Source organism: Pseudomonas sp. Pseusp97 (genome assembly GCF_047304025.1).
Lineage (GTDB): Bacteria > Pseudomonadota > Gammaproteobacteria > Pseudomonadales > Pseudomonadaceae > Pseudomonas.
In genome coordinates this window covers 1-21,851 of record NZ_JBGLYK010000053.1, presented here as the reverse complement: position 1 = coordinate 21,851, position 21,851 = coordinate 1, and the positions used below count along the sequence as shown (strand labels likewise).

Below are 21,851 nucleotides of genomic sequence, written 5' to 3'. Positions count from 1 at the left end.
ACACCTCAGACCAGCGCGTTCCGCTTGGCGAACTCGATCAGATCGACCAGCGAGTGGGCATTGAGCTTCAGCAGCAGACGCGTCTTGTAGGTACTGACCGTCTTGTTGCTGATGAACATCTGCTCGGAGATTTCCTTGTTCGAATAGCCGTTGGCCAGGTATTGGAGAACGGCCATCTCCCGGTCCGAAAGGCGCTGGATGAGCTCCTGGTCATCCATCTGGCCGTTGTTGCGGCGGGTCTGGCGAACGGCGGTACTGGGGAAGTAGTTGTAACCGGCGACCACGGCGTTGACCGCACTGATCAGCTCGGACAAGCCGCCCTGCTTGCAGACGAAGCCCGAGGCGCCAGCCTGCATGCAGCGCATGGCGAACAGCGAGGCGCTCTGTCCGGTGAGAACCAGGACCTTGAGCGGAAGCTCGAAGGCGGAGATACGACTGATGACCTCCAGACCATCCAGCCGGGGAATGCCGATATCCAGCACGACGAGATCGGGAATCAGGTCCTTGACAAGCGAAAGCGCATCGACGCCGTTGTCGGTCTCCCCGACAATGACATGGCCTTCCTTTTCCAGCAGCACGCGCATTGCCATGCGTATAACCGGATGATCGTCGACAATAAGAACTTTGCTCATCATGCTTTCCTCCCACAGACTCATCGAAATGAAATATCTGTCGGTAAGATATATGCCGAGCCTGTTCTGTCGAGATTAACCCCCCTCAATATTCACCATTAGAGGGTTTTCCTACGCAACATCTAAATAATTCCTACAAATACCCCACTACACCTCACCACCCATCCTCCTTCCCCAGGAAGATTCCGACCTTAAACAGGAGAAAAACCGACTTCGAATCCTGAGAAATCTCGGCACTATCTCCGCAGCCTTCTACTTTCCAGATCGGAGGGTGTGGCAATCGGCTATCCGAACCCTAGCAGGAAGCCTTTTCGTCAACAGGATGCAAGCGAACCGCAAAGAGAGGAAAGTCCTATATCTCAGCACTCTGTCGCAAGGTCGGAAGGGAGTTCTTCCCCGGCCAGATTTTCGATCAAATCGCGATGGGACTGTTTGAACTCCGGATTGGCAATAACTTTACCCATCAATCGAGAACATGCACCTTGGGACTTTCAAAAAATAAGGGAAACCAGTAAAAACGATTACCAAGGATCGTTAGAAATATTTTACTCCAACTAAAAAACGGAAATCGGACTTAAAGCAGCGCTTCAGATCGCAGAATAAAGCTCAACAATAACTTTACCCTCAGCACCAACACCAAGAACACTCGCTCGACATGATTTGGGAATATCAGTAAACCAACTGGGGCCATTGTTTATGCAGGAAAACAAATTCAGCATCCTGATTGTCGAAGACCATCCCTTTCAATTGATCGGCGTGCAAATGCAACTGAACCGGCTGGGATTCTTCAGATTGGCCGCGGCACTCGATGCCAGCGAGGCGCGAGAAGAGTGCGCCCGCCGCAACGAACCTTTCGATCTGCTGTTGTGCGACATCAATCTGCCGGGCACCGATGGCGTTGCACTGACCTGCGAACTCGCCGAGGCGGGCAGCATTCGTCACGCAATCCTGCTGAGCGGCCGTGACGAAGAGGAACTACGCGCCTTGCAACGGACCCTCAGCGCGCGCGGGTTGCCCATCCTGGCCTGTCTGCCAAAGCCACTCGACCAATCGGCGCTGATGCGGGCCCTGGAGGCAGACGGTAGCTTCAGGCTCGTGGAGCAGTCGGATTGACCGGCTGGTCCGGGTACCAGGCATCCATCAGCGGGCTGACCTTGAAACCCGCGAGTTCCGGCTGCTGCTTCAGCCACCCCTCGATCCATTCACGCTGCTGCTCACTCACCGAGCCGCGCCGGGCGAGGCAGATGAACCCGTACTCGTCGCAACCGCTGTAGACCAGGTCATTGGGCTCGACGGCAAGGCCCGCGAAACGCTGCATGAAATCGTCGATACCCGCTTCGCCGATCTCCTCCCTGTACTGAAAACTCAGTTCGAAACCGAGTTCCTGGAACTCATCGACACACAACTTCTTGCGTAAACGACGGGAACGGTGGGTAGCCATCTGAAATCTCTCCGAAGGAGGGCTTTCGCCGCTCGTTGTACAAGTGTGGCAGAGGCACATCCAGGACTTGGGCAAAAACAATGTCCCGGAGGATCTGCCGAGACGACCGGCATCGAAGGCCAGCGCATCCTGGAGCTGCTTGCGGCATAATGTGTCGCAGCTCCCGATCCAACAGGGAGTATTTCATCTGTAGTGTTGCGCTTCATCTTTTCATTTTTTCAAGTCAATGCCCGACCACTGGGATGTCATCTTTTCTATGTTCAAGTCTCTGCGCGTCCTCGCTCTCGCTACCTTATTGCCCTTCGCCTTGCCGGCCGTTGCCCAGATAAACAGCACCCTGCCCGAACGCGTCCAGAAAGCGCTCCGGGCCAGCAAACTCACCGACGATGCCCTGTCGCTGGTCATGATCCCCCTGGAAGGCCCCGGCAACGCCACCTACTTCAACGCCGACGTCTCGGTGAACCCGGCTTCGACCATGAAGCTGTTCACCACCTATGCCGCCCTGGAAATGCTCGGCCCCACGTATCAGTGGCAGACCGAGTTCTACACCGACGGCCAGCTGAAGGACGGCACGCTCAACGGCAACCTCTATCTCAAGGGCGGCGGCGACCCGAAGCTGAACCTGGAGAAGCTCTGGCTGATGATGCGTGACCTGCGCGCCAACGGCGTTCGCACGGTCACCGGCGACCTGGTTCTGGACCGCAGCTATTTCAACATCCCGCAGCTGCCGGTGTTCAACGACGACGGCGGCGACGACAACAAGCCCTTCCTGGTCGGCCCCGACTCGCTGATGGTCAACCTCAAGAGCGTGCGCCTGGTGATCCGCACCGAAGGCAGCAAGGCCACCGTGCTGATGGACCCGCCGCTGGCGAACGTGCGCATCGACAATCAGATCCAGGTGAGCAAGGCTGCGGCCTGCCCGGCCTGGCCGAAACTGCGCTTCAACCCGGTGACCCAGTTCGACGGCACCTCGCTGGTCGCCACCGGGCAGATTCCGCAGGGCTGCAGCGCGCAGACCTACATGTCGCTGCTCGAGCACCCGGCCTACACCGCTGGCGCCGTGCGTGGCATCTGGCAGGAACTGGGCGGCAGCATCCTCGGCAAGGACCGCGAAGGCAGCGTGCCGAAGAACGCCACCCTGGTGGCCCGCGCCCTGTCGCCGGACGTCGTGGAAATCATCCGCGATATCAACAAGTTCAGTAACAACACCATGGCTCGCCAGCTGTTCCTCTCGGTAGGCCGCCAGTATCGCAACGGCGCCGATGCGGACGACGCCCAGGCCGCGCAGCGGGTGATCCGCCAATGGCTGGCGCGCAAGGGCATCACCGCAAGCCATCTGGTAATGGAAAACGGTTCGGGCCTCTCTCGTGATGAGCGCGTCAGCGCCCGAGAGATGGCCGCCATGCTGCAGGCCGCCTGGCACAGCCCCTACGCGGCCGAGTACATTTCCTCGCTGCCGATCGTGGCGAAGGACGGCACCATGCGCAAACGCCTGCGCGGCACTCCCATGGCCGGCGAAGCCCATGTGAAGACCGGCACCCTGAACACCGTGCGCGCCCTCGCCGGCTTCAGCCGCGACGCCAATGGCCGCACCTGGGTCGTGGTGGCCATCCTCAACAGCAACCGGCCGTGGGGCGCCTCGTCGATCCTCGACCAGGTGCTGCTCGATCTCTACAGCAGCACCAAGCACTGACCCACACGAACCCCGGCCGACTGGCCGGGGTTTTCATATCAGGCTTCGACCCTCTCCAGGCGGTCCCGGCCCAGCCGCTTGGCGCGATAGACCGCGCGATCCACCTTGCGCATCAGGTCGTCGGCGCTTTCACCGGGGCTCCAGGAAGCCACGCCGAAACTCGCCGTGACCACACCCACGCCCTCCATCGGCTGGCTGCGCAAGGCCTGCCATAACGCCTCGGCCAGTTGCCAGGCCTGATCCGTCGTGCTGCCCGGGCAAAGAACGACCAGCTCCTCACCGCCGAGGCGGCAGAACACGTCTATCTTGCGCAGGCGCTGCGCAATGCGCTGGCACAGGGTGACCAGCACGATATCGCCCGCCTCGTGGCCGAAGCGGTCGTTGATGTCCTTGAAATGGTCGATGTCGAACATCACCAGTGACAACGGCTCGCCGCTGCGGGCGCAGCGAGCCATGGCCTGGTCCAGCTGCTCCTTGAAGTAGCGACGGTTATGGATACCGGTGAGCGCATCGGTGACCGACAGGCGCCGCAGCTCCAGCTCCGCTTCCTTGCGTCGGGTGATGTCGGTGGCGATGCCCAGGTAGCCGGTGGTATTGCCGGCGGAATCACGGACACCAGTAATGATCAGGTTGATCTTCAATTGCCGGCCATCACGCCGGATGCAGGTCCATTCATGCTCTTCGTGGCCTTCCCCAACCAGTGCGCCGACTACTTCGAACCCGCGTATCTCACGTCCCAGCACGCTTGAAAGGTCCTGGCCGCGACGGCGGATCTCATCCTTGAGGAACACGTTCTCCGGCACCGGTCGCCCGATCACCTCCTGGGCGCTGTAGCCGAACATCCGCTCGGCCCCCACATTGAAGCTGCGCACGAAGCCGCGCAGGTCGGTGGAAACGATGGCCACCTGGGTTGCTGCATCGAGCAGGCCGTGCAGTCGGCTGTTCACCTCGCCCAGCTCCAGTTCGGCGGCCTTGCGCGAACTGATATCGGTCTGGGTGCCGATCATGCGCCGCGGCGAGCCATCGCTGCCGCGCTCCACCACCTGGCCGCGGTCCAGCACCCAGAGCCAGCGGCCACTCTTGCAGCGCAGCCGGTGCTCGCTCTGGTACAGCGAAGTCTCGCCGCGAAGGTGGCGGCACAGCGACTCGCAGCGCGCCTTTTTGTCGTCCGGATGGACCCTGCTCAGGCACTCGTCGGTGGTCGCGCCGACCTCGCTGTCGCGGTAGCCGAGCATGGCTTTCCAGGCGTGGGAGTAGAAGACGTTGCCGGTATCCAGGCTCCAGTCCCAGACGCCATGGCCGGCGCTGTCCATGGCGAAGTGCAGGCGCGCCTGGTTCTCCTGCAGCTCCAGCTGGTTCGCTCGCAGCTCCGCGGTGCGCTCGGCCACCAGTTGCAGGGCTCGCTGGCGCTGGCCGAGCAGGGTCAGCACGTAACCGGCCAGCAGCAGCGAGGTCAGGCCGCCGGCGAACACCACCCACCATTGCGGGTGGCCCTGGTTGCGCCGCAGAAAGTCGCTCGACGGCTCGACGCGTACCAGATAGTCGCGGCCGGCGAACGGCAGGTGACGTTCGGAGACCAGCCCTGCCGTCTGGTCGGCCGCCACCGGGCTGCGGTAAAGCGGCACGTCCGGACGGGGGTCGCCGGCATCGCGCAGCGTCAATGCCAGTTGCTCGCCACTGGCTTCGGAGCCTTGCTCGATGAGCAGGCGGTAGCTGATCGCCGCCAGCAGGATGCCGCGGATACCGGAGCGGGTCTCGGTCGTCGGGCTGGGCGCCGTGCTGTCGCGATAGAGCGGTGCCGCCAGCAGCAGACCGGTGGAATCGGCCGGCGGCGCGCCGGGCAGGACGACCGGCATGGAGGCGGCCACCGAGCGTGTCCCGATCACCCGCTGGGTCAGCTCGCGGCCGGGCAGCGTGGAATTGAGGTCCAGCCCCAGCGGCATTTCCTCCAGGTATTCAGAGGCGCCGTAGAGGACTGGAAAGTAGCGCTCGCGGACCTGCGCCGGCGTCGGCCGACCCTGCAGGTCGAGCTCGAAGAGCATGTAATCGAGCATGCCGGCATCGTGGGCGCGGTTCTCGAAGGCCTCGCGCTGCTGCTGGTCGACGCGCGGCAGCCAGGCATAGCCCAGCGTATCGCCGAGCAATGGGCTGACGAAATGCTCGAACTCCTCGCGGGAAACATCCTGGGAATTCTCGAAAAAGCGCTGGATCGATTGCAGCTCGCTCAGCTGTGTCGACAGCCGCTCGCGGACCCGGTCGATGCGCTCATTGGCGGTGAGCACGAACTGCTGCTCCAGGGCCGTGCGGGCGTTGCGCCACGCATTCCACCCCAGCAGCGCCGTCAGCAGCAGGCCCGCCACCAGCACGACGCCGGCGGCGCGCAACGCCTTCTTCTGGCTGGAGACTCCCTGAGCGGCGGGCAACTGCTCGTAGGCCGGCAACTGAGTCATGAGGATTCCCGATCCCAGGAGTACTCAGTTCTTATAGCAGCCGATGGCCATTTGCCCAGCGTTGACGCGACGCACGGCCCGGGCCGCGCGCCACTCGTACGTCAGCGGACGGTGATGCGCCAGGCGCGGTGAATCCTGCTGTTGCGGGCGAAGTCCTGGTCCAGCGTCTGGGCGCTGATTTCCTCGACCTGGTAACGCGCGGTCAACCCTTCATCCAGTTCGAACTTGCGGAAGTTGTTGGAGAAGTACAGCACCCCGCCCTTGGCCAGGCGCGCCATGGCCAGGTCGATCAGCTCGACATGGTCACGTTGCACATCGAATACGCCTTCCATGCGCTTGGAGTTGGAGAAGGTCGGCGGGTCGATGAACACCAGGTCGTATTCGCCGCGGTCTTCGCGCAGCCATTCCATCACATCGCTCTGCACCAGGCGCTGCTTGTCGGAGAAGCCGTTGAGCGAGAGGTTGCGCCGCGCCCAGTCCAGGTAGGTCTTCGACAGGTCGACGCTGGTGGTGCTGCGCGCATCGCCTTTGGCGGCGTGCACGGTGGCCGTGGCGGTGTAGCAGAACAGGTTGAGGAAACGCTTGCCGGCAGCCTCGCGCTGGATGCGCAGGCGGATCGGGCGGTGGTCGAGGAACAGGCCGGTATCGAGGTAGTCGGTCAGGTTGACCAGCAGCTTCACGCCGCCCTCCTGGACCTCCATGAAGCGGCCTTCGGCGCTCTGCCGCTCGTACTGCTTCTTGCCGGTCTGGCGCTCGCGGCGCTTGATGACGATGCGCTCGGTGGGAATGCCCAGCGCTTGCGGCAGCGCGGCGAGCGCGTCGAGCAGGCGGGTCTGGGCCTTCTCCGGGTCGATGGACTTGGGCGCGGCATACTCCTGCACGTGCGCCCAATCGCCATAAAGGTCAACCGCGAGGGCGTACTCGGGCATGTCGGCGTCATACACCCGGTAGCACTCGATCTTTTCCTTGCGCGCCCACTTGCCGAGCGCCTTGATGTTCTTCTGCAGGCGGTTGGCGAACATCTGCCCGCCTTCGCTCAGGCGCGCCTGCTCGATCACCGCCGAGCCCTGCTGCGTCGCAGACGATTCGCTGCGCTCGCCACGGTCGCCGGTGACAAACTGGCGCGGATCGATATCCAGCATGATCAGCTTGCAGGGCAACGCGCCGTTGAAGAAAGCGTATTGCTTGTGGCTGCGGATTCCCATGCGCTTGCCCAGCTCCGGCGCACCGGTGAATACGCCGGCGCTCCAGCCCAGGCAGCTCTGGCGCAGGCGTTCGCCCAGGTGCTGGTAGAGATACAGCAGGCTGGCTTCGTCACCCAGGCGCTCGCCATAGGGCGGGTTGCAGATGATCAGGCCCTTCTGGCCCTTGTCCGGACGCGGCTCGAAGGTCGCCAGCTCGCCCTGGTAGATCTTCACCCATTCGGCGAGCCCCGAACGCTCGATGTTGTTGCGCGCGGGCTGGATCAGCCGCGGGTCGGCTTCGTAGCCGCGAATCCACAACGGCGTCTTCGCCAGGCCGACTTCGGCGCGCTGCTGGGCTTCCTCGATCAGCTTCTTCCAGATCGCCGGCACATGGCCCAGCCAGTTGCTGAAGCCCCAGCGCTCACGCTTGAGGTTCGGCGCGACGTCGGCGGCCATGAGGCCAGCTTCGATCAGGAAGGTGCCGACACCGCACATGGGGTCGGACAGTGCACCGCCTTCTGCGGCGATCTTCGGCCAACCGGCGCGGATCAGTACGGCGGCGGCCAGGTTTTCCTTCAGCGGCGCAGCGCCCTGCTGCAGACGATAGCCGCGCTGGTGCAGGCTGTGGCCGGACAGGTCCAGCGACAGCACGGCCTGCCCGCGATCCAGGTGCAGGTGCACGCGGATGTCCGGGTTGACCTTGTCCACCGTCGGTCGCTGGCCGAACTCGGCGCGCAGGTTGTCGACAATCGCGTCCTTCACCTTCAGCGCGCCGAAGTGGGTGTTGTCGATGCCCGAGCCCTTGCCGCTGAACTCCACGGCGAGGCTGCCGGTCGCCTCCAGGTGATCGCCCCAGGAAACGGCATTGACGCCCAGATACAGGTCTTCGGCATTGCTCACCGGGAAGCGCGACAGCACCAGCAGCACCCGGTTGGCCAGCCGCGACCAGAGGCACAGGCGGTAGGCCGTTTCCAGGTCGCCCTTGCCACGGATGGCCGAAACCTGGGCGCGCGCCTCGGTCAGCCCGAGCGCCTGGGCCTCATCCAGCAACAGGCCATCGAGCCCTTTCGGGCAGGTGAGGAAGAGATCGTGCAAATCCGCCATGCAAGTAGTTCCCGGGCCGCAGCCCTTTCAGCAAAGCCGCTTACGGCCTTGTCGGCCACCTTTTGTTCATTGCCTGAACGCGAAGATGACCCGTGTATTCATTTTCCGGGGTGAGCCGGCGATCCGGCCTGCGACCTCGCGCCGCAGAAGTCACCCCACTCGTCGGAACAAGAGGAAGTCTCAATTAGACACACTTTCCCCTTGATCCTCGGCAAGCTCCCGCCCCTGGCGGGTTATGCCGTACTGGCACTTTGCAAACCGAACGAACCTTATGGCCCAAACCCATAAGAGTTACGTCCTTATGACAAATTGGTCATTCACAGCCCCGGAACCTTTCGATAGAACTCGGGGTAATCCTTCACCGCAACGGTGTCGGGCGGGGCGCGTCACGCCGGCAATGCGCCCCATTGGCGGAAACTTCCGCCCGGCCTCCCTGGGGGGCCAACGGGACATAACAGTCAACAAGTGAGGGCTACACCCTATGAGAAGACTTAAGCGTGATCCGTTGGAAAGAGCCTTTTTGCGTGGTTATCAGCACGGCATTACTGGAAAATCTCGCGACCTCTGTCCGTTTACCCATCCCACTACCCGGCAATCCTGGCTCAACGGCTGGCGTGAGGGCCGCGGCGACAACTGGGATGGTTTGACCGGCGCCGCCGGTATTCAACGAGTGAACCAATTGCAGCACGCAACAGGCTGAATCCAGGGTCACCCCCGACTTCCCCAAGCCGCCCCATCCGGGCGGAAAAGGGCGCAAGCCCAAGGGCTCCGAAAGGAGCCCTACTCATTTCTGCTACTTGTACTTACGCCCGCTTGGCCGCCGCAATGGCGTCCACCGCTTCGCGGATCAGCGCCGGGCCCTTGTAGATGAATCCCGAATAGATCTGCACGAGGCTCGCACCCGCGGCGATCTTCTCCGCTGCATGCGCGCCTTCGGTGATGCCGCCGGCAGCGATGATCGGCAGGCGGCCGCCCAGCTCACCCGCCAGCACCTTGACGATATGGGTACTCTTCTCGCGCACCGGAGCGCCCGAAAGGCCACCAGCCTCGTTGCCGAACGGCAGGTGCTCGACGCCTTCGCGCCCCAGGGTGGTGTTGGTGGCAATCACCGCGTCCATGCCCGACTCGATCAGCGCGGCGGCGACCATCGCGGTCTCCTCATCACTCATGTCCGGAGCGATCTTGATCGCCAGCGGCACGCGCCGGCCGTGCTGTACCGCCAGGTATTCCTGGCGCAGACGCAGCGCTTCGAGCAGTTGCTTGAGCGAATCGCCGAACTGCAGGCTGCGCAGGCCGGGGGTGTTCGGCGAGCTGACGTTGACCGTGACGTAGCTGGCGTGGGCATAGACCTTGTCCAGGCAGATCAGGTAGTCGTCCACCGCGCGCTCGACCGGGGTATCGAAGTTCTTGCCGATGTTGATGCCCAGCACGCCTTTGTACTTCGCGGCCTTGACCCGCTCGATCAGGTGATCGACGCCGTGGTTGTTGAAGCCCATGCGGTTGATGATCGCGGTCGCTTGCGGCAGGCGGAAGATGCGCGGCTTGGGGTTGCCCGGCTGCGGACGCGGGGTGACGGTGCCGATCTCGACGAATCCGAAGCCCAGTTGGGCGAAGCCGTCGATGGCGTCCCCGTTCTTGTCCAGACCGGCGGCCAGCCCCACCGGGTTGGCGAATTCCAGGCCCATGACCTTTACTGGCAGGCTTCTTGGCGACGGCGTCAGCAAGCCGTTGAGGCCCAGGCGGCCACCGGCGCCGATCAGGTCGATGGACAATTCATGGGAGGTTTCCGGGGAGAGCTTGAACAGGAGCTCGCGGGCCAGGCTGTACATGGTCGGGCATCGGTCGGCAAAATGGGGCGCTATTATAGCCAGCCCGCCCTCGCTCAGGCGAGGCGACGCAGCGCCAGCAGCCGCCCGGAATCGTCGAATTCCAGCTCGAAGCTGCCGTGAACTCCCGAGTGAGTGACGAATGGACGCAGGTGGTGCGCCGGCAGATTGACCCGCCGGCCATCGCGGCTGACCACCTCGACCCGGTTGGCATGCCCGCGATAGAGCGCCTGCAGCCGGTCGGGCGGCAGGGAAATATCCAGCACAACGCAAGCCATGGAGGCCCCCAGCAAGTGAAGGAAAGAATTTTGCCACAACGCATGCGCCCAAGGGCGCCAGGGTTTTCTATGCTTAGGGCAATTCGCCGCGCGTCGGGCCCGGCGCTTCCTGCAGTGACCAGCCGGCCATCGGGAGTCTTGCGTCGTCCATGAGTCAACCACCTCGCCCCCGCAGCGTCACCAGTCGGCTGGCCGCCCTCGCCCAGCGCCTGGGCCTCGGCAGCTCGGACGGGAGTAACGTCGCCGAACGCAGCCGGAGCCTGTCCCTGCCCTTCCAACCCCTGCCCGAGGGGCCCGCCGGTCTCGGCTGGCAATCCGGCCCGCCACTTTACCGTCTGATCGACCTGCCGCGCGGCGCGCTGTCCGGCCCGGTACAGGAAGACAAGGCACGCATCCACGCCGTGCTCAAGCGGCTGGTCGCGGGTTACCGCGAAGAATCCCCGGCGGTCGACATTCGAAGCATCGATGGCCTGTGCTGCCGCAGCCTGCTCGACAGTCCCCTGGCAGGGCTCGAGGAGCTCTCCAACTGCGAGCAGTGCCGCAAGGTGCGGATCATCAGCTACAACGACTTCACCAAGGTACTGGGACTTGCCCTGCCCGGCTTCGAACGCAAGGCGCAGGTGCAGTTGCGCAGCGCGAGCTGGCATGGCGCGCGGCTGTTCTGGGACGACGACAACCATCCCTGCGAACTGGCCAACGCGGTGGTCTATGCCCGCCGCCGTGGGCTGGAGATCATCCTGCCGGCCAGCATCCAGCGCTTCGCGCTGCAAAGCTCCGTGCTGGATGAACTGGAGCGCGGTTTCCACATGCTGGCCATGCCGGCCAGGGCCTGGAGCGACGCGGCCTTCATGGAGCTGCTGCTGGAAACCGGCATGCCCTACGCGCGCTTCGGACTGTTCAACTCGGAGACCCCGGAAAGCCTGCTGCTGCCCAGGGATCATCCACAGTCGGACGCCTTCGGCCAGGGGTTGCGGGAAGCTGGCGCTGCCGACGTGATCGCCTACCTGCGCCACGCCGGCAAGGCCGCCTGACCGTCCCGGTCACTCCTCGGGGCTCCCCTCGCGCAGCTGGCGTTCTTCTTCCTCCAGGCTGTCCAGCACCTCGTGATGCCGCGCCTGCCATTCTTCCAGCGTCAGACCGAGGGTGGCCAGCAGCTGCGGGTTGCTCCGGACCAGGTAAACCGCCGCGCGCTGGGCGGAGTCCTCCACTTTCCAGCTCACCTCCGCCGGATCGATCGGCCCTTCGTAGGTGATCCAGCGGCTGAAATCCGGGTAAACGCTGCAGACCTTCTGGAAGTCGAGGTCGCGCATGCGCTGATTGCCGTACTCGATGTTTTCCACATCCTTGGCCTTCATGCCTACCACCTCGGCGAAGGCGCGGCGCGAGAGGCCGGTCAACGAGCGCAGTGCGCGTAGTCTTTCTCCTGCAGTGAACAGGAAACGTTTCTTCATCATGCGTCATCCATCTCCGAGACCACCAAAGCCCCGAAAAACACCCTAACAACTGGGATAAATTCGCTGTCCAGGGCCGTAGCAGAGGCCATGGACAAAACAGACGGGATGGTGCGGGACAGAAGATGAACGAGGAAAGCGGATTCAGCCCGGACCTGGCCGAAGGTGGCTATTACGTGACGCCCCAGCGCTTTGCACAGCTGGTGGGCCTGAACGATCGACCAGGGATTGTGCAGCGCTGGATCGATCAAGGAGCGATACCGACACGTCGGTTGGGCGACCGGGTCCTGGTGGACCTGGGCGCCCTGCTGCTGATGACCCAGCCGGATCAGTCCTGATCCGCTTGCTGGGCGGCCTGCAGCGCCGGCACCGCGGGGATGCCGATTTCCACGCAAAGCGCCATGACCCGCTCCAGGTCATTGCGGTATACCAGTACGCATTGCAGTTCGGTGTCCAGCGGCTCGCTGAAGTCCACCAGCACGTAGCCGCCCTTTTCCGGGTAGAGCGCGCCGAGCTGCGTCTGGATGCGGTTCAACGCGGCCAGCGGCTCGGCCTTGCGCAGTTGCTTGGCCTGCAGCACGAAACTCACGCTCGGGTCGAAGGAGGCGCGGATTTCGCCGAACAGTTCCTCGTAGCTATCGCCCATGAACAGCACGATTTCCGGCAGGCTGCCCACCACCACCCATTCGCCCAGTGGAATGGGGAAGCTCTCGTCGTAGTTGATGTCCGGATTGGCGGCGAGGAAGGCCGCCGGATCGGCGTATGCCTGCGCGGCCTCGTCGGCGACCTGCTGGATCTCGTCCTCCCCCAGGCAGCCGGAGCTGATCAGCGTGAGGAGTTCGACGAGTTGCGCTTTCATGGGGATGTCCTGAATAGGGTTAAACAGCCGGAAAGGATATCCGCATTCGCTGTAAAACGCCCCAGCCGGGAACTTTCTGCAGGAAATAAGCGTCGGAAGTCGCCAGAAACGATAACCACTATTGAACGGGATGATTTCTGCTCGCCTCGAGCGATTGGTAGCCTTCCTCCATCCCGACCAGCCTGCGTGTGAAAACCATGAACCGTGCCCTCGCCCTTCTCTCCCTGAGCCTGCCCCTGTGGCTGGTGGGTTGCGCCAGCCAGCGTGCGCCGCAGCAAGAGCCTTACAGCGATGAGCAAGTGAAGTCCTTCGCGCTGAAGATGCTGGGGGCCAGCAACCTGTCCGATGAGCTGTACGCCAAGTACCGCCGCGCCCTGACCGAACCGCGCGAGGATGGGCGGAGCGGGAGTTGATCCTGCCGGTCGTCGCTGTTGTGTCCGCTCCGTGTCTGTAGGAGCGGAGCTTCTCCGCGAATTCCTCGCGCGGAATGCGCTCCTTCCCGGAACTCCAAAATCCAACGCCCCTGCTGATTCGGACGCTCCCATTGTGATGTTCGCGAGCAAGCTCGCTCCTACGAAGAGCGCTGCGGCGCTCGGGCGAGGCTGTAGGAGCGCGCTTGCTCGCGAACCGCACCCTGCCGCTTTCTCCAACTGAACACTGGCAACACCCATGCTGCCCCCGGCACCTCCAGCGATGGGTATCGCTGCGCTCCACGCCATCCTAGGTTCGTGAATCGGACCTGATGCCGGCACCGGCCGAAATGTGGCGCCAAAAAAAAGCCCCGCACGAGGCGGGGCTGGAGCATCAAAAGGTTACAAGGCGTTGAGCGTCAGACCGGGCCAGCGCCCTGCTGGTTGCTCTGCGCCAGGTCGAGCAGTTCGCGGCTGGCCACGGCGTACATGGCGTAGTCGGTGCTGGTGGATGCACGCAGGTCAGCCAGCATGGCGCGCCAGCGGGCAACCATCGGTGCGTGCTGGTCCAGCCAGAGCGCCACGCGCGCGTCGATCTCCGCCGGGCCGTCCTGCATCTGCAGCACGGAGACGGTGATCGCCCGCTGCTGCCAGTCCAGGTCGTCGCGGAAGGCTTCACGAGCCAGCGCCTGCCAGTTGTTTTCCACCGGCAGGGAGCTGAGCTGCTGCAGGTACCAGGTCAGTTCCAGCTCGCTGCCCAGGGCGAAGTAGGCGCGCGCCACGTCGGCCGGGTCACGGCCGGTGACGTCCGCCGCCTCGACGATCGGCAGCAGGGTGTAGAGGTGACTGGTACCGGCGACCATGCGCGCCAGCAGTTCCGGCACGCCCGCATCGACGTAGGCCTGGTAGCGCGCCTGCCACAGTTCGCGGGTCGGGCCTTCGAGCAGTTCGTTGAGCTTCAGGCCAAGGGCCGCGATGCGCGGACCGAAGTGCGCCACGTCGCGAGCGGCGTCCTGCTCATTGCGACGGCTGCGCAGGAACCAGCGGGTCGCACGGCGGCCCAGGCGCATCAGCTCATCCATCAGGGTCAGCTGCACTTCCGCCGGCACCTGGTAATCCAGTGCCTCGATCTGGCGGAACCAGTGCGGCAGATGGAAGACATCGCGCACGATCACATAGGCGCCCGCCACGTTCGCCGGCGTCATGCCGGTGGACTCCTTCAGGCGCTGCACGAAGGTGATGCCCATGTGGTTGATCAGGTCGTTGGCGATCTGCGTGCTGACGATCTCGCGCTTCAGGCGGTGCTTGCGCATGGCCGGGCCGAAGGTATCGACCAGGGTCTGCGGGAAGGCCGTCTCCATGTCGCGGGTCAGGTAGTCGTCGTCCGGCACCAGCGAGCCCAGCAGCTGTTCCTTCAGATCGATCTTGCTGTAGGAAATCAGCACGGCCAGTTCGGCGCGCGTCAGGCCCTGCCCCGCAGCGATACGCTCGGCGAGGCCCTCGTCGGTGGGCAGGAACTCCAGCGCGCGATCCAGCTTGCCGCGGCCCTCCAGGTCGCTCATCAGCCGCTTGTACTCGGCGATGCGCTCGCGGGCGCGGCGCTCGGCCAGGGACAGCGCCTGGGTCTGCTTGTAGTTGTTGCCCAGCACCAGGTCGGACACCTGGTCGGTCATTTCCGCCAGCAGCTTGTTGCGCTGCTTGCTGGTCATGTCGCCGGCGGTCACCACCTCGTTGAGCAGGATCTTGATGTTCACCTCGTGGTCGGAGCAGTCCACACCACCGGCGTTGTCGATGAAGTCGGTGTTGCATGCGCCGCCATTGAGGCCGAATTCCACCCGCGCCAGCTGCGTCATGCCCAGGTTGCCGCCCTCGCCCACCACTTTCACCCGCAGGTCGCGGCCGTCCACGCGCAGGCCGTCGTTGGCCTTGTCGCCGACGTCGGCATGGGTTTCATCGCTGGATTTCACGTAGGTGCCGATGCCGCCGTTCCACAGCAGGTCCACCGGCGCCTTGAGCAGCGCGTGGATCAGCTCGGTCGGGGTCAGGCGCTCGGCATCGATGTCGAAGCGCGCGCGCACTTCCGGGGTCAGGGTGATGCTCTTGGCGCTGCGCAGGAAGATGCCGCCGCCAGCGGAAATCAGCGAGGCGTCGTAGTCGGCCCAGCTGGAACGCGGCAGGTTGAACAGGCGCTGGCGCTCGGCGAAGCTCGCCGCCGGGTCCGGATTCGGGTCGAGGAAGATGTGCAGGTGGTTGAACGCGGCAACCATCTGCAGCTTGTCCGACATCAGCAGGCCGTTGCCGAACACGTCGCCGGCCATGTCGCCGATGCCGATGACGGTGATGCTGTCCTTCTGCACGTCGATGCCGCGCTCGCGGAAGTGGCGCTGCACCGAGACCCAACCGCCACGGGCAGTGATACCCATGCCCTTGTGGTCGTAGCCGGCGGAGCCGCCGGAGGCGAAGGCGTCACCCAGCCAGAAGTTGTAGTCGGCGGAAATGCCGTTGGCGATGTCGGAGAAGGTCGCGGTGCCCTTGTCCGCCGCCACCACCAGGTAGGGGTCGTCGGCATCGTGGCGCACCACGTTGGCCGGCGGCACGACCTGGCCTTCCTTGAGGTTGTCGGTGATGTCCAGCAGGCCGGAGATGAAGATGCGGTAGCAGGAGATGGCTTCAGCCTGGATATCGTCGCGACTGCCGCCGATTGGCAGGCGGCGCGGGATGAAGCCGCCCTTGGCGCCGGTGGGCACGATCACCGCGTTCTTCACCTGCTGCGCCTTCACCAGGCCCAGCACCTCGGTACGGTAGTCCTCCTCGCGGTCGGACCAGCGCAGGCCGCCACGGGCCACGTCGCCGAAGCGCAGGTGCACGCCTTCCACCCGCGGGCAGTAGACGAAGATTTCGAACTTCGGCGTCGGCCGCGGGATTTCCGGGATGGCCTTGGGGTTGAACTTGAAGCTGAAGTAGCTCTTGTTCTGCCCCGCAGAATCCGGCTGGTAGAAGTTGGTGCGCAGGGTCGCCTTGATCAGGTCGAGGTAGCGCCGCAGGATGCGGTCCTCGTTGAGCACCTGGACGTTGTCCAGCGCCGCGAGGATGGCCTGTTCGAGCTTCAGCTGCTTGTCTTCCAGGTCCTCGGCGGTGAGTTTGCGGGCCAGGTAGAAGCGGGTCTTGAACAGCCGCACCAGTTCGCGGGCGATATCCACATGGGCGTTCAGCGCGCTGGCGATGTAGCCCAGGTCGAAGCCCAGGCGGATCTGCTTGAGGTAGCGGGCATAGGCACGCAGCAACGCCACGTCGCGCCACGGCAGGCCGGCGGTCAGCACCAGGCGGTTGAAGGCGTCGTTCTCCGCATCGCCGTTGACGATGTGGACGAAGGCGTCCTGCAGGGTCTCGTTGAGTTCCTGGATATTGACGTCCAGGCCCTCGGCGTAGGTGAAGGCGAAGTCGTGGATCCAGTACTCGCGGCCGTTGACGTGGCGCAGGCGGTAGGGGAACTCGCCGAGCACGCGCAGGCCGAGGTTCTCCAGGATCGGCAGGACGTCCGACAGCGCCAGCGGCGTATCGGCGTGGTACAGCTTGCAGTGCAGCTGCTGCTCACCCTGGGCCAGCGGCTGGTAGAAGCTCATCACCAGCGGGCGGCTGTCGGAGAGGCTGGACAGGTGCTGCAGGTCCACCACCGCGAAGTGCGGGGCGAAACGCTCGCGGTAGCCGGCCGGGAAGCCTTTGGGGAAATCTTCCAGCAGGTTGTTGCCCTGCCCTTCGCCGAAGTTCTCCAGCACCAGCGCGGCGTAGTCGTCCTGCCAGGAGCGGCAGGCCTGGATGGCTTCCTGCTCCAGCTGGGCGGCGTCGACGTCGATGCGGTTCTTCGGGTCGACGCGCAGGATGAACTGCACGCGGGCCAGGGTGGATTCGGAGAAGAAGGTCCAGAACTCGCAGTCGCTGGCCTTCAGGCGCTCCATCAGCACCTGCTGGATCTTCATCCGCGTTTCGGTGGAATAGATGTCACGCGGCACGTAGGCCAGGCAGTAGGCGAAGCGGCCGTACGGGTCCTTGCGCAGGAACAGGCGGATCTTGTTGCGTTCCTGGATCTGCACGATGGACATGGCAGTGCTGTACAGCTCGTCCACCGGGGTCTGGAACAGGTCGTCGCGCGGCAGCACCTCGAGGATCTGCGCCAGCTCCTTGCCCAGGTGCGCCTTGCTGTCGAAGCCGGAATTCTTCAGCACGGCGGCGACCTTGCCGCGGATGAACGGGATGTCGAACACGCTCTCGGCATAGACCGCCGAGGTGTAGAGGCCGAGGAAGCGGAACTCGCGGACGACCTTGCCCTTGGCGTCGATCTCGCGGATCGACACGTAGTCCGGATAAGCCGGGCGGTGCACGCGGCTGGGCTGCGAGGCCTTGGCGAAGGACAGCAGCACCGGCTCGCGCAGGTAGGCAACCGCGTAGTCCTCGATGTGCAGGTCGTCCTTGTTCAGGCCTGCTCGCAGCAGTTTGGTCAGGCCCAGGAAGGTGCTTTCGTCGTAGACCAGGTGGCCGCCGTCGGCCTCCTCCTGCACGGTGAATTCTTCATAGCCGAGGAAGGTGAAGTGGTTGTCCAGCAGCCACTCGAGGAAGGCGCGCACCTCGGCGGTTTCTTCCGCGCGGGCCTTGACCTTGGATTTGCCCAGCCAGGCCAGCAGTTCCTCCGCCTTGGTGCGCATGGCCGGGAAGTCGGCCACCGCCAGGCGGACTTCGCCGAGCACCTCCAGCAGGGCTTTCTCCAGGGTGCGCAGTTCGCCGGCCTGGGAGACGCGGTCGATCTCCAGGTACATCAGCGATTCCTGGCGCACATCCTTGCCGGTGCTGTTCTTGGGCAGGATTTCCAGCAGCTCGCCCTTGGCGTTGCGGCGCACGCTGAGCACGTTGGTCTGCAGGGTGTGGATGCTGTAGCCGCGGCGGTTCAGCTCCATGCGCACCGAGTCAACCAGGAACGGCTGGTCCGGGTGCAGTACCTGCACGGCGGTGTGGGTGGACTGCCAGCCGTGCTTTTCGTAATCGGGGTTGTACACCGCAACGATGGGCTGGGCGGGATCGAAGCGTTCCAACAGGCGCCAGGAAGACAGCGTGCAGCCGACCAGGTCGGACAGCCTGCGCTGGGTCAATTCGTCGAGGGAGATGAAGCCGAAGAACTGCTCGGCGAACAGGGCCACTTGTGGCAGACCCTTGTCGTCGACGTGCTGCGCCAGGGCCGCTTTCAGTTGTTGCTGGAAGTCGGCTTTGCTGGCTGCGGTGAAGAACGCCATGTTGTTACTCCGCTGGGCTCGTTTTGTTGGATTGAGCGTAGATCGCTTCTCGCCGTACATCAGGTGGGCCACAGATATATCCGGGCAGTATGACCCTCGATTGACAGCCCGACCGGGCGGTCACCGATGCGCCGAGCTTATCGGGAGTCACCCGGCGCTGGCTTACGGAGCTGCGACATATTCGGTCAACGGCATGCAGGCCGTGCCCCCATCTGGCAACAAGCGATTTCGCAGTACGATCGTTCCGCATCTGCCGTAGGAAATGTCATAGCGCTATCATGGCGATCCCCGCCCTGGAATGGATGCCATGCAACGCCACCCGCCCCTGCACCGCCCGCTGCTGCGTCACCTGGACAACCTGCTGGTCACCCTCCTGGGCGCGACGCTGCTGGCGCTGGCCTGGCTGTTCCTCGATGAAGCCGTGCGGCCGCTGCTGATCGGCGCGGTCCCGGTCTACCTCGGCGTGCTGCTGCCGCGCATCGTCGGCCGCGACGAACGCCTGCGCCGGGTCGAAGCCGCACGGGAGCGCTCGGTGCGCGAGTGGGGCTTCTGCAGCCGCGACCGCAACGGCCCGTGGATCAACTACATCGACTTCCCGCTGGTCTGCGAGGACCCGGTGTTCCAGGGTCGCTTCTTCTATAGCGAGTGGCTGGTGGTGCACGACGGGCGCATCATCATCAATCCCGGACCGGCGCAGGTGGACCTCGGCGCCGGCACCGTGGGCTACGACTTCGGCTGCACCCGCACCTACGCCTGGGACGGCTGCTCGCCGAAGGTGCCATTCTTCTGGATCGCCACCCTCGGCACGCCGGACTGGTGGGAGCACCTGGAAAGCGTGCAGTGCCTGCGCCACGGGCAGCAGAAGGAGCGCGTGATGTTCTGGCCGGTGGCGCACCATGCGAGCCTGGTGCACGACGCGCTGTACCAGTTCCTCAACGTCGCGCCGGTGACCAAGGCCGAGGCGGACGAGCTGTTCCACCGCATGCTGCTGCGCGCCGGCATGCCGCGCCTGGTGGCCTGGGTCTACCGCTTCGCGGTGGTCCACGGCGGCGCCCGCGACATGCGCCACCAGCGCAATCCCAACACCGCGCTGCGTTGCCTGACGCCACTGCCCGGCGTCGAAACCGTTCGGGAACCGGCAGCGCCGCACAAGGCGCGAAGCGCAGCGCTGCAAGAGTGATGGCCGATGCAGTAAAGTAGGCGGCCCGACAGCCCCACCCCTAGTCCCAGGAAATCCACGCGATGGAACATCGTGAGTCGCTCCTTGCACTGCGCCAGTATCTCTCCAGCCAGATCCTCGGCCAGGAAAAGCTCATCGAGCGGCTGCTCATCGCCCTGATCGCCGACGGCCACCTGCTGGTGGAAGGCGCACCGGGCCTGGCCAAGACCAAGGCGATCAAGGACCTGGCCGAGGGCCTGGAAGCCGAGTTCCACCGCATCCAGTTCACCCCGGACCTGCTTCCGGCCGACATCACCGGCACCGAGATCTATCGCCCGGAAAACGGCAGCTTCGTGTTCCAGCAGGGTCCGATCTTCCACCACCTGGTGCTGGCCGACGAAATCAACCGCGCGCCGGCCAAGGTGCAGTCCGCCCTGCTCGAAGCCATGGCCGAGCGCCAGGTCAGCGTCGGTCGCAGCACCTACGACCTGCCGCCGCTGTTCCTGGTGATGGCGACGCAGAACCCCATCGAGCAGGAGGGCACCTACCCGCTGCCCGAGGCGCAGCTCGACCGCTTCCTCATGCACGTGAAGATCGGCTACCCGGAAGCCTCCGTGGAGCGCCGCATCCTCCAGCAGGCCCGCGGCGAAGCACTGCACGGCGAGACCAAGCCCGAGCGCCGGGTCACCCAGGAAGCCATCTTCGCCGCCCGCCACGAAATCCTCGGCCTGTACATGGCCGACGCCGTGGAGGAGTACCTGGTGCAACTGATCATGGCCACGCGCACCCCGGCCAAGTACGACGCCGAGCTGGCCGAGTGGCTGTCCTACGGCGCCAGCCCGCGCGGCTCGATCGCCCTGGACCGCTGCGCGCGGGCCCACGCCTGGCTGGCCGGGCGCGATTTCGTCAGCCCCGAGGACATCCAGGCGATGCTCTTCGATGTGCTGCGCCATCGCCTGATCCTCACCTTTGAGGCGGAAGCCGCCGGGATCGACCAGGACCGGGTGGTCCAGCGCATCCTCGACGTGGTCGCCGTCGCCTGACATGCACAACGTCCTGGCGCCCGGCGTGGCCGTCTCGCTCGGCGAGCTGATCGAGATCCGTCACCGCCTGCGCGAAGTCCAGCTGTTTTCCACGCCCTCGCGACGCAGCCCGCTGATCGGCCTGCACCATTCGCGCCTGCGCGGCCGCGGCGTGGACTTCGACCAGGTGCGCGTGTACCAGGCCGGCGACGACGTGCGGACCATCGACTGGCGCGTCACCGCGCGCACCCAGGAGCCGCATACCAAGCTGTTCCATGAGGAACGCGAGCGCCCGGTGTTCGTGCTGGTGGAGCAGAGCGCGCGGCTGTTCTTCGGTTCCGGCCTGAGCTTCAAGTCCGTGCTCGCCGCCCGCGCCGCAGCCTTTATCGGCTGGGCGGCACTGGCGCACAACGACCGCATCGGCGGCCTGGTCTTCACCGACAGCGAATGCCACGAGATCAAGCCGCGTCGCAGCAAGCAGAGCCTGCTGCAGCTGTTCAACCTGATAGTGCGCGCCAACAACGCCCTGCTCGCCGGCTCCCAGCTCAGCCACAGCGGCGACGGTTTCGGCATGGCCCTGCGCCGCGCCCGCGAGGTGCTGCGCCCCGGCAGCCTGATCATGGTGATCTGCGACGAACGCGCGCTCAGTGACGTGGCCGAGCAGCAACTGTCCCTGCTGGCGCGGCATACCGACCTGGTGCTGCTGCCAGTGTCGGACCCGCTCGACCATGCACTGCCCGCAGCCGGCCTGCTGAGGTTCGCCGAAGGCCCGGCGCAACTGGAACTGGACACCCACATCGACGAACAGCGCCTGGCCTATCGCGCCCTGGGCGAGGCCCGTCGCGAACGCTGGCAACGCCTGACCCTGCGCCTGGGCGTGCCGCTGTTGCCGCTGACCACCCAGGAAGAACTGGTGGAACAGCTGCGCAACCTGCTGGAGCAGCACCAGCCGGGATACGCCCAATGAATCCCCTCGACCAGCTGCAACCGCTGATCGAACCGGCCGCGGTGCCCTGGTGGCCGCCGGCGCCGGGCTGGTGGCTGCTCGCCGCGCTGGTGC

The 21,851-nt window shown here is 64.6% G+C and carries 19 protein-coding genes; 10 read left to right on the top strand and 9 right to left on the bottom strand.

Annotated elements, in window-relative coordinates; translation table 11 throughout:
• Positions 1-5: 5 nt before the first annotated feature.
• Positions 6-632 (bottom strand): response regulator transcription factor, encoded by a 627-nt coding sequence (locus tag ACCC94_RS11950; RefSeq protein WP_081519413.1) that lies wholly within the window; start codon positions 630-632, stop codon positions 6-8.
• A gap of 696 nt (positions 633-1,328) precedes the next feature.
• On the opposite strand from ACCC94_RS11950, the gene ACCC94_RS11945 reads away from it, so the two are divergent.
• The gene (locus tag ACCC94_RS11945; RefSeq protein ID WP_413349670.1) at positions 1,329-1,745 is read left to right on the top strand and encodes a response regulator; all 417 of its coding nucleotides are present in this window, start codon (positions 1,329-1,331) and stop codon (positions 1,743-1,745) included.
• On the opposite strand, the gene ACCC94_RS11940 is transcribed toward ACCC94_RS11945, so the two are convergent.
• The gene (locus ACCC94_RS11940; protein WP_413349669.1) at positions 1,720-2,073 is read right to left on the bottom strand and encodes a YggL family protein; all 354 of its coding nucleotides are present in this window, start codon (positions 2,071-2,073) and stop codon (positions 1,720-1,722) included. The genes ACCC94_RS11945 and ACCC94_RS11940 overlap by 26 nt on opposite strands.
• Positions 2,074-2,329: 256 nt before the next feature.
• Between ACCC94_RS11940 and dacB the strand changes: the two genes are divergently transcribed.
• Complete coding sequence (gene dacB / locus ACCC94_RS11935) at positions 2,330-3,766, top strand: D-alanyl-D-alanine carboxypeptidase/D-alanyl-D-alanine-endopeptidase (protein WP_413349668.1); 1,437 nt, start codon at positions 2,330-2,332, stop codon at positions 3,764-3,766.
• Between the two features lie 38 nt (positions 3,767-3,804).
• Here dacB and ACCC94_RS11930 read toward each other — a convergent pair whose 3' ends face one another.
• Both ACCC94_RS11930 and rlmKL read right to left on the bottom strand, forming a co-directional pair.
• Complete coding sequence (locus ACCC94_RS11930) at positions 3,805-6,216, bottom strand: diguanylate cyclase (RefSeq protein WP_413349667.1); 2,412 nt, start codon at positions 6,214-6,216, stop codon at positions 3,805-3,807.
• 101 nt (positions 6,217-6,317) lie between these two features.
• Positions 6,318-8,504, bottom strand: coding sequence for a bifunctional 23S rRNA (guanine(2069)-N(7))-methyltransferase RlmK/23S rRNA (guanine(2445)-N(2))-methyltransferase RlmL (gene rlmKL, locus ACCC94_RS11925; RefSeq protein WP_413349666.1), 2,187 nt, complete (start codon positions 8,502-8,504; stop codon positions 6,318-6,320).
• A gap of 481 nt (positions 8,505-8,985) precedes the next feature.
• Between rlmKL and rmf the strand changes: the two genes are divergently transcribed.
• The gene (rmf, locus tag ACCC94_RS11920; RefSeq protein ID WP_081519407.1) at positions 8,986-9,204 is read left to right on the top strand and encodes a ribosome modulation factor; all 219 of its coding nucleotides are present in this window, start codon (positions 8,986-8,988) and stop codon (positions 9,202-9,204) included.
• A gap of 103 nt (positions 9,205-9,307) precedes the next feature.
• On the opposite strand, the gene ACCC94_RS11915 is transcribed toward rmf, so the two are convergent.
• Positions 9,308-10,333 carry a quinone-dependent dihydroorotate dehydrogenase gene (locus ACCC94_RS11915; protein WP_413349665.1) on the bottom strand — a complete coding sequence of 342 codons (1,026 nt, stop codon included), beginning with the start codon at positions 10,331-10,333 and terminating at the stop codon, positions 9,308-9,310.
• A gap of 53 nt (positions 10,334-10,386) precedes the next feature.
• Positions 10,387-10,608, bottom strand: a complete 222-nt coding sequence (locus ACCC94_RS11910) for a DUF2835 domain-containing protein (RefSeq protein ID WP_413349664.1) — start codon at positions 10,606-10,608, stop codon at positions 10,387-10,389.
• 149 nt (positions 10,609-10,757) lie between these two features.
• On the opposite strand from ACCC94_RS11910, the gene ACCC94_RS11905 reads away from it, so the two are divergent.
• Positions 10,758-11,639: a DUF6685 family protein gene (locus ACCC94_RS11905; protein ID WP_413349663.1), complete on the top strand. Its 882-nt coding sequence runs from the start codon at positions 10,758-10,760 to the stop codon at positions 11,637-11,639.
• A gap of 9 nt (positions 11,640-11,648) precedes the next feature.
• On the opposite strand, the gene ACCC94_RS11900 is transcribed toward ACCC94_RS11905, so the two are convergent.
• A complete protein-coding gene (locus ACCC94_RS11900; protein ID WP_413349662.1) occupies positions 11,649-12,062 on the bottom strand; it encodes a helix-turn-helix domain-containing protein in 414 nt (137 codons plus the stop codon).
• A gap of 122 nt (positions 12,063-12,184) precedes the next feature.
• On the opposite strand from ACCC94_RS11900, the gene ACCC94_RS11895 reads away from it, so the two are divergent.
• On the top strand, positions 12,185-12,397 hold the full coding sequence (locus tag ACCC94_RS11895) for a DNA-binding protein (RefSeq protein WP_413349661.1): 213 nt from the start codon (positions 12,185-12,187) through the stop codon (positions 12,395-12,397).
• Here ACCC94_RS11895 and ACCC94_RS11890 read toward each other — a convergent pair.
• Positions 12,388-12,918, bottom strand: a complete 531-nt coding sequence (locus ACCC94_RS11890; protein WP_413349660.1) for a hypothetical protein — start codon at positions 12,916-12,918, stop codon at positions 12,388-12,390. The genes ACCC94_RS11895 and ACCC94_RS11890 overlap by 10 nt on opposite strands.
• A 197-nt stretch (positions 12,919-13,115) precedes the next feature.
• On the opposite strand from ACCC94_RS11890, the gene ACCC94_RS11885 reads away from it, so the two are divergent.
• Positions 13,116-13,331 carry a hypothetical protein gene (locus ACCC94_RS11885; protein WP_413349659.1) on the top strand — a complete coding sequence of 72 codons (216 nt, stop codon included), beginning with the start codon at positions 13,116-13,118 and terminating at the stop codon, positions 13,329-13,331.
• 416 nt (positions 13,332-13,747) lie between these two features.
• Here ACCC94_RS11885 and ACCC94_RS11880 read toward each other — a convergent pair whose 3' ends face one another.
• Positions 13,748-18,610: an NAD-glutamate dehydrogenase gene (locus tag ACCC94_RS11880; RefSeq protein WP_413349658.1), complete on the bottom strand. Its 4,863-nt coding sequence runs from the start codon at positions 18,608-18,610 to the stop codon at positions 13,748-13,750.
• A gap of 307 nt (positions 18,611-18,917) precedes the next feature.
• Between ACCC94_RS11880 and ACCC94_RS11875 the strand changes: the two genes are divergently transcribed.
• The 4 genes from ACCC94_RS11875 to ACCC94_RS11860 form a co-directional block, all read left to right on the top strand.
• Positions 18,918-19,790 carry a DUF1353 domain-containing protein gene (locus tag ACCC94_RS11875; RefSeq protein WP_413349657.1) on the top strand — a complete coding sequence of 291 codons (873 nt, stop codon included), beginning with the start codon at positions 18,918-18,920 and terminating at the stop codon, positions 19,788-19,790.
• A gap of 62 nt (positions 19,791-19,852) precedes the next feature.
• Positions 19,853-20,812 (top strand): AAA family ATPase, encoded by a 960-nt coding sequence (locus ACCC94_RS11870; protein WP_045211803.1) that lies wholly within the window; start codon positions 19,853-19,855, stop codon positions 20,810-20,812.
• Between the two features lies 1 nt (position 20,813).
• Entirely contained in the window at positions 20,814-21,758 is a 945-nt protein-coding gene (locus tag ACCC94_RS11865) for a DUF58 domain-containing protein (protein WP_413349656.1), read from the top strand.
• Positions 21,755-21,851 (top strand): DUF4381 family protein (locus tag ACCC94_RS11860; RefSeq protein WP_413349675.1); only part of this gene is annotated, 97 nt, incomplete at its 3' end. The genes ACCC94_RS11865 and ACCC94_RS11860, both read left to right, overlap by 4 nt.

Excerpts from the sequence above, each read along its gene's own strand:
- ACCC94_RS11915 (WP_413349665.1), bottom strand. The coding sequence starts at position 10,333 with ATGTACAGCCTGGCCCGCGAGCTCCTGTTCAAGCTCTCCCCGGAAACC.
- ACCC94_RS11930 (WP_413349667.1), bottom strand. The coding sequence starts at position 6,216 with ATGACTCAGTTGCCGGCCTACGAGCAGTTGCCCGCCGCTCAGGGAGTC.
- ACCC94_RS11910 (WP_413349664.1), bottom strand. The coding sequence starts at position 10,608 with ATGGCTTGCGTTGTGCTGGATATTTCCCTGCCGCCCGACCGGCTGCAG.
- dacB (WP_413349668.1), top strand. The coding sequence starts at position 2,330 with ATGTTCAAGTCTCTGCGCGTCCTCGCTCTCGCTACCTTATTGCCCTTC.
- rmf (WP_081519407.1), top strand. The coding sequence starts at position 8,986 with ATGAGAAGACTTAAGCGTGATCCGTTGGAAAGAGCCTTTTTGCGTGGT.
- ACCC94_RS11865 (WP_413349656.1), top strand. The coding sequence starts at position 20,814 with ATGCACAACGTCCTGGCGCCCGGCGTGGCCGTCTCGCTCGGCGAGCTG.
- ACCC94_RS11945 (WP_413349670.1), top strand. The coding sequence starts at position 1,329 with ATGCAGGAAAACAAATTCAGCATCCTGATTGTCGAAGACCATCCCTTT.
- ACCC94_RS11885 (WP_413349659.1), top strand. The coding sequence starts at position 13,116 with ATGAACCGTGCCCTCGCCCTTCTCTCCCTGAGCCTGCCCCTGTGGCTG.
- ACCC94_RS11950 (WP_081519413.1), bottom strand. The coding sequence starts at position 632 with ATGAGCAAAGTTCTTATTGTCGACGATCATCCGGTTATACGCATGGCA.
- ACCC94_RS11895 (WP_413349661.1), top strand. The coding sequence starts at position 12,185 with ATGAACGAGGAAAGCGGATTCAGCCCGGACCTGGCCGAAGGTGGCTAT.
- ACCC94_RS11880 (WP_413349658.1), bottom strand. The coding sequence starts at position 18,610 with ATGGCGTTCTTCACCGCAGCCAGCAAAGCCGACTTCCAGCAACAACTG.
- ACCC94_RS11905 (WP_413349663.1), top strand. The coding sequence starts at position 10,758 with ATGAGTCAACCACCTCGCCCCCGCAGCGTCACCAGTCGGCTGGCCGCC.
- ACCC94_RS11870 (WP_045211803.1), top strand. The coding sequence starts at position 19,853 with ATGGAACATCGTGAGTCGCTCCTTGCACTGCGCCAGTATCTCTCCAGC.
- ACCC94_RS11890 (WP_413349660.1), bottom strand. The coding sequence starts at position 12,918 with ATGAAAGCGCAACTCGTCGAACTCCTCACGCTGATCAGCTCCGGCTGC.
- ACCC94_RS11900 (WP_413349662.1), bottom strand. The coding sequence starts at position 12,062 with ATGATGAAGAAACGTTTCCTGTTCACTGCAGGAGAAAGACTACGCGCA.
- ACCC94_RS11940 (WP_413349669.1), bottom strand. The coding sequence starts at position 2,073 with ATGGCTACCCACCGTTCCCGTCGTTTACGCAAGAAGTTGTGTGTCGAT.
- rlmKL (WP_413349666.1), bottom strand. The coding sequence starts at position 8,504 with ATGGCGGATTTGCACGATCTCTTCCTCACCTGCCCGAAAGGGCTCGAT.
- ACCC94_RS11875 (WP_413349657.1), top strand. The coding sequence starts at position 18,918 with ATGCAACGCCACCCGCCCCTGCACCGCCCGCTGCTGCGTCACCTGGAC.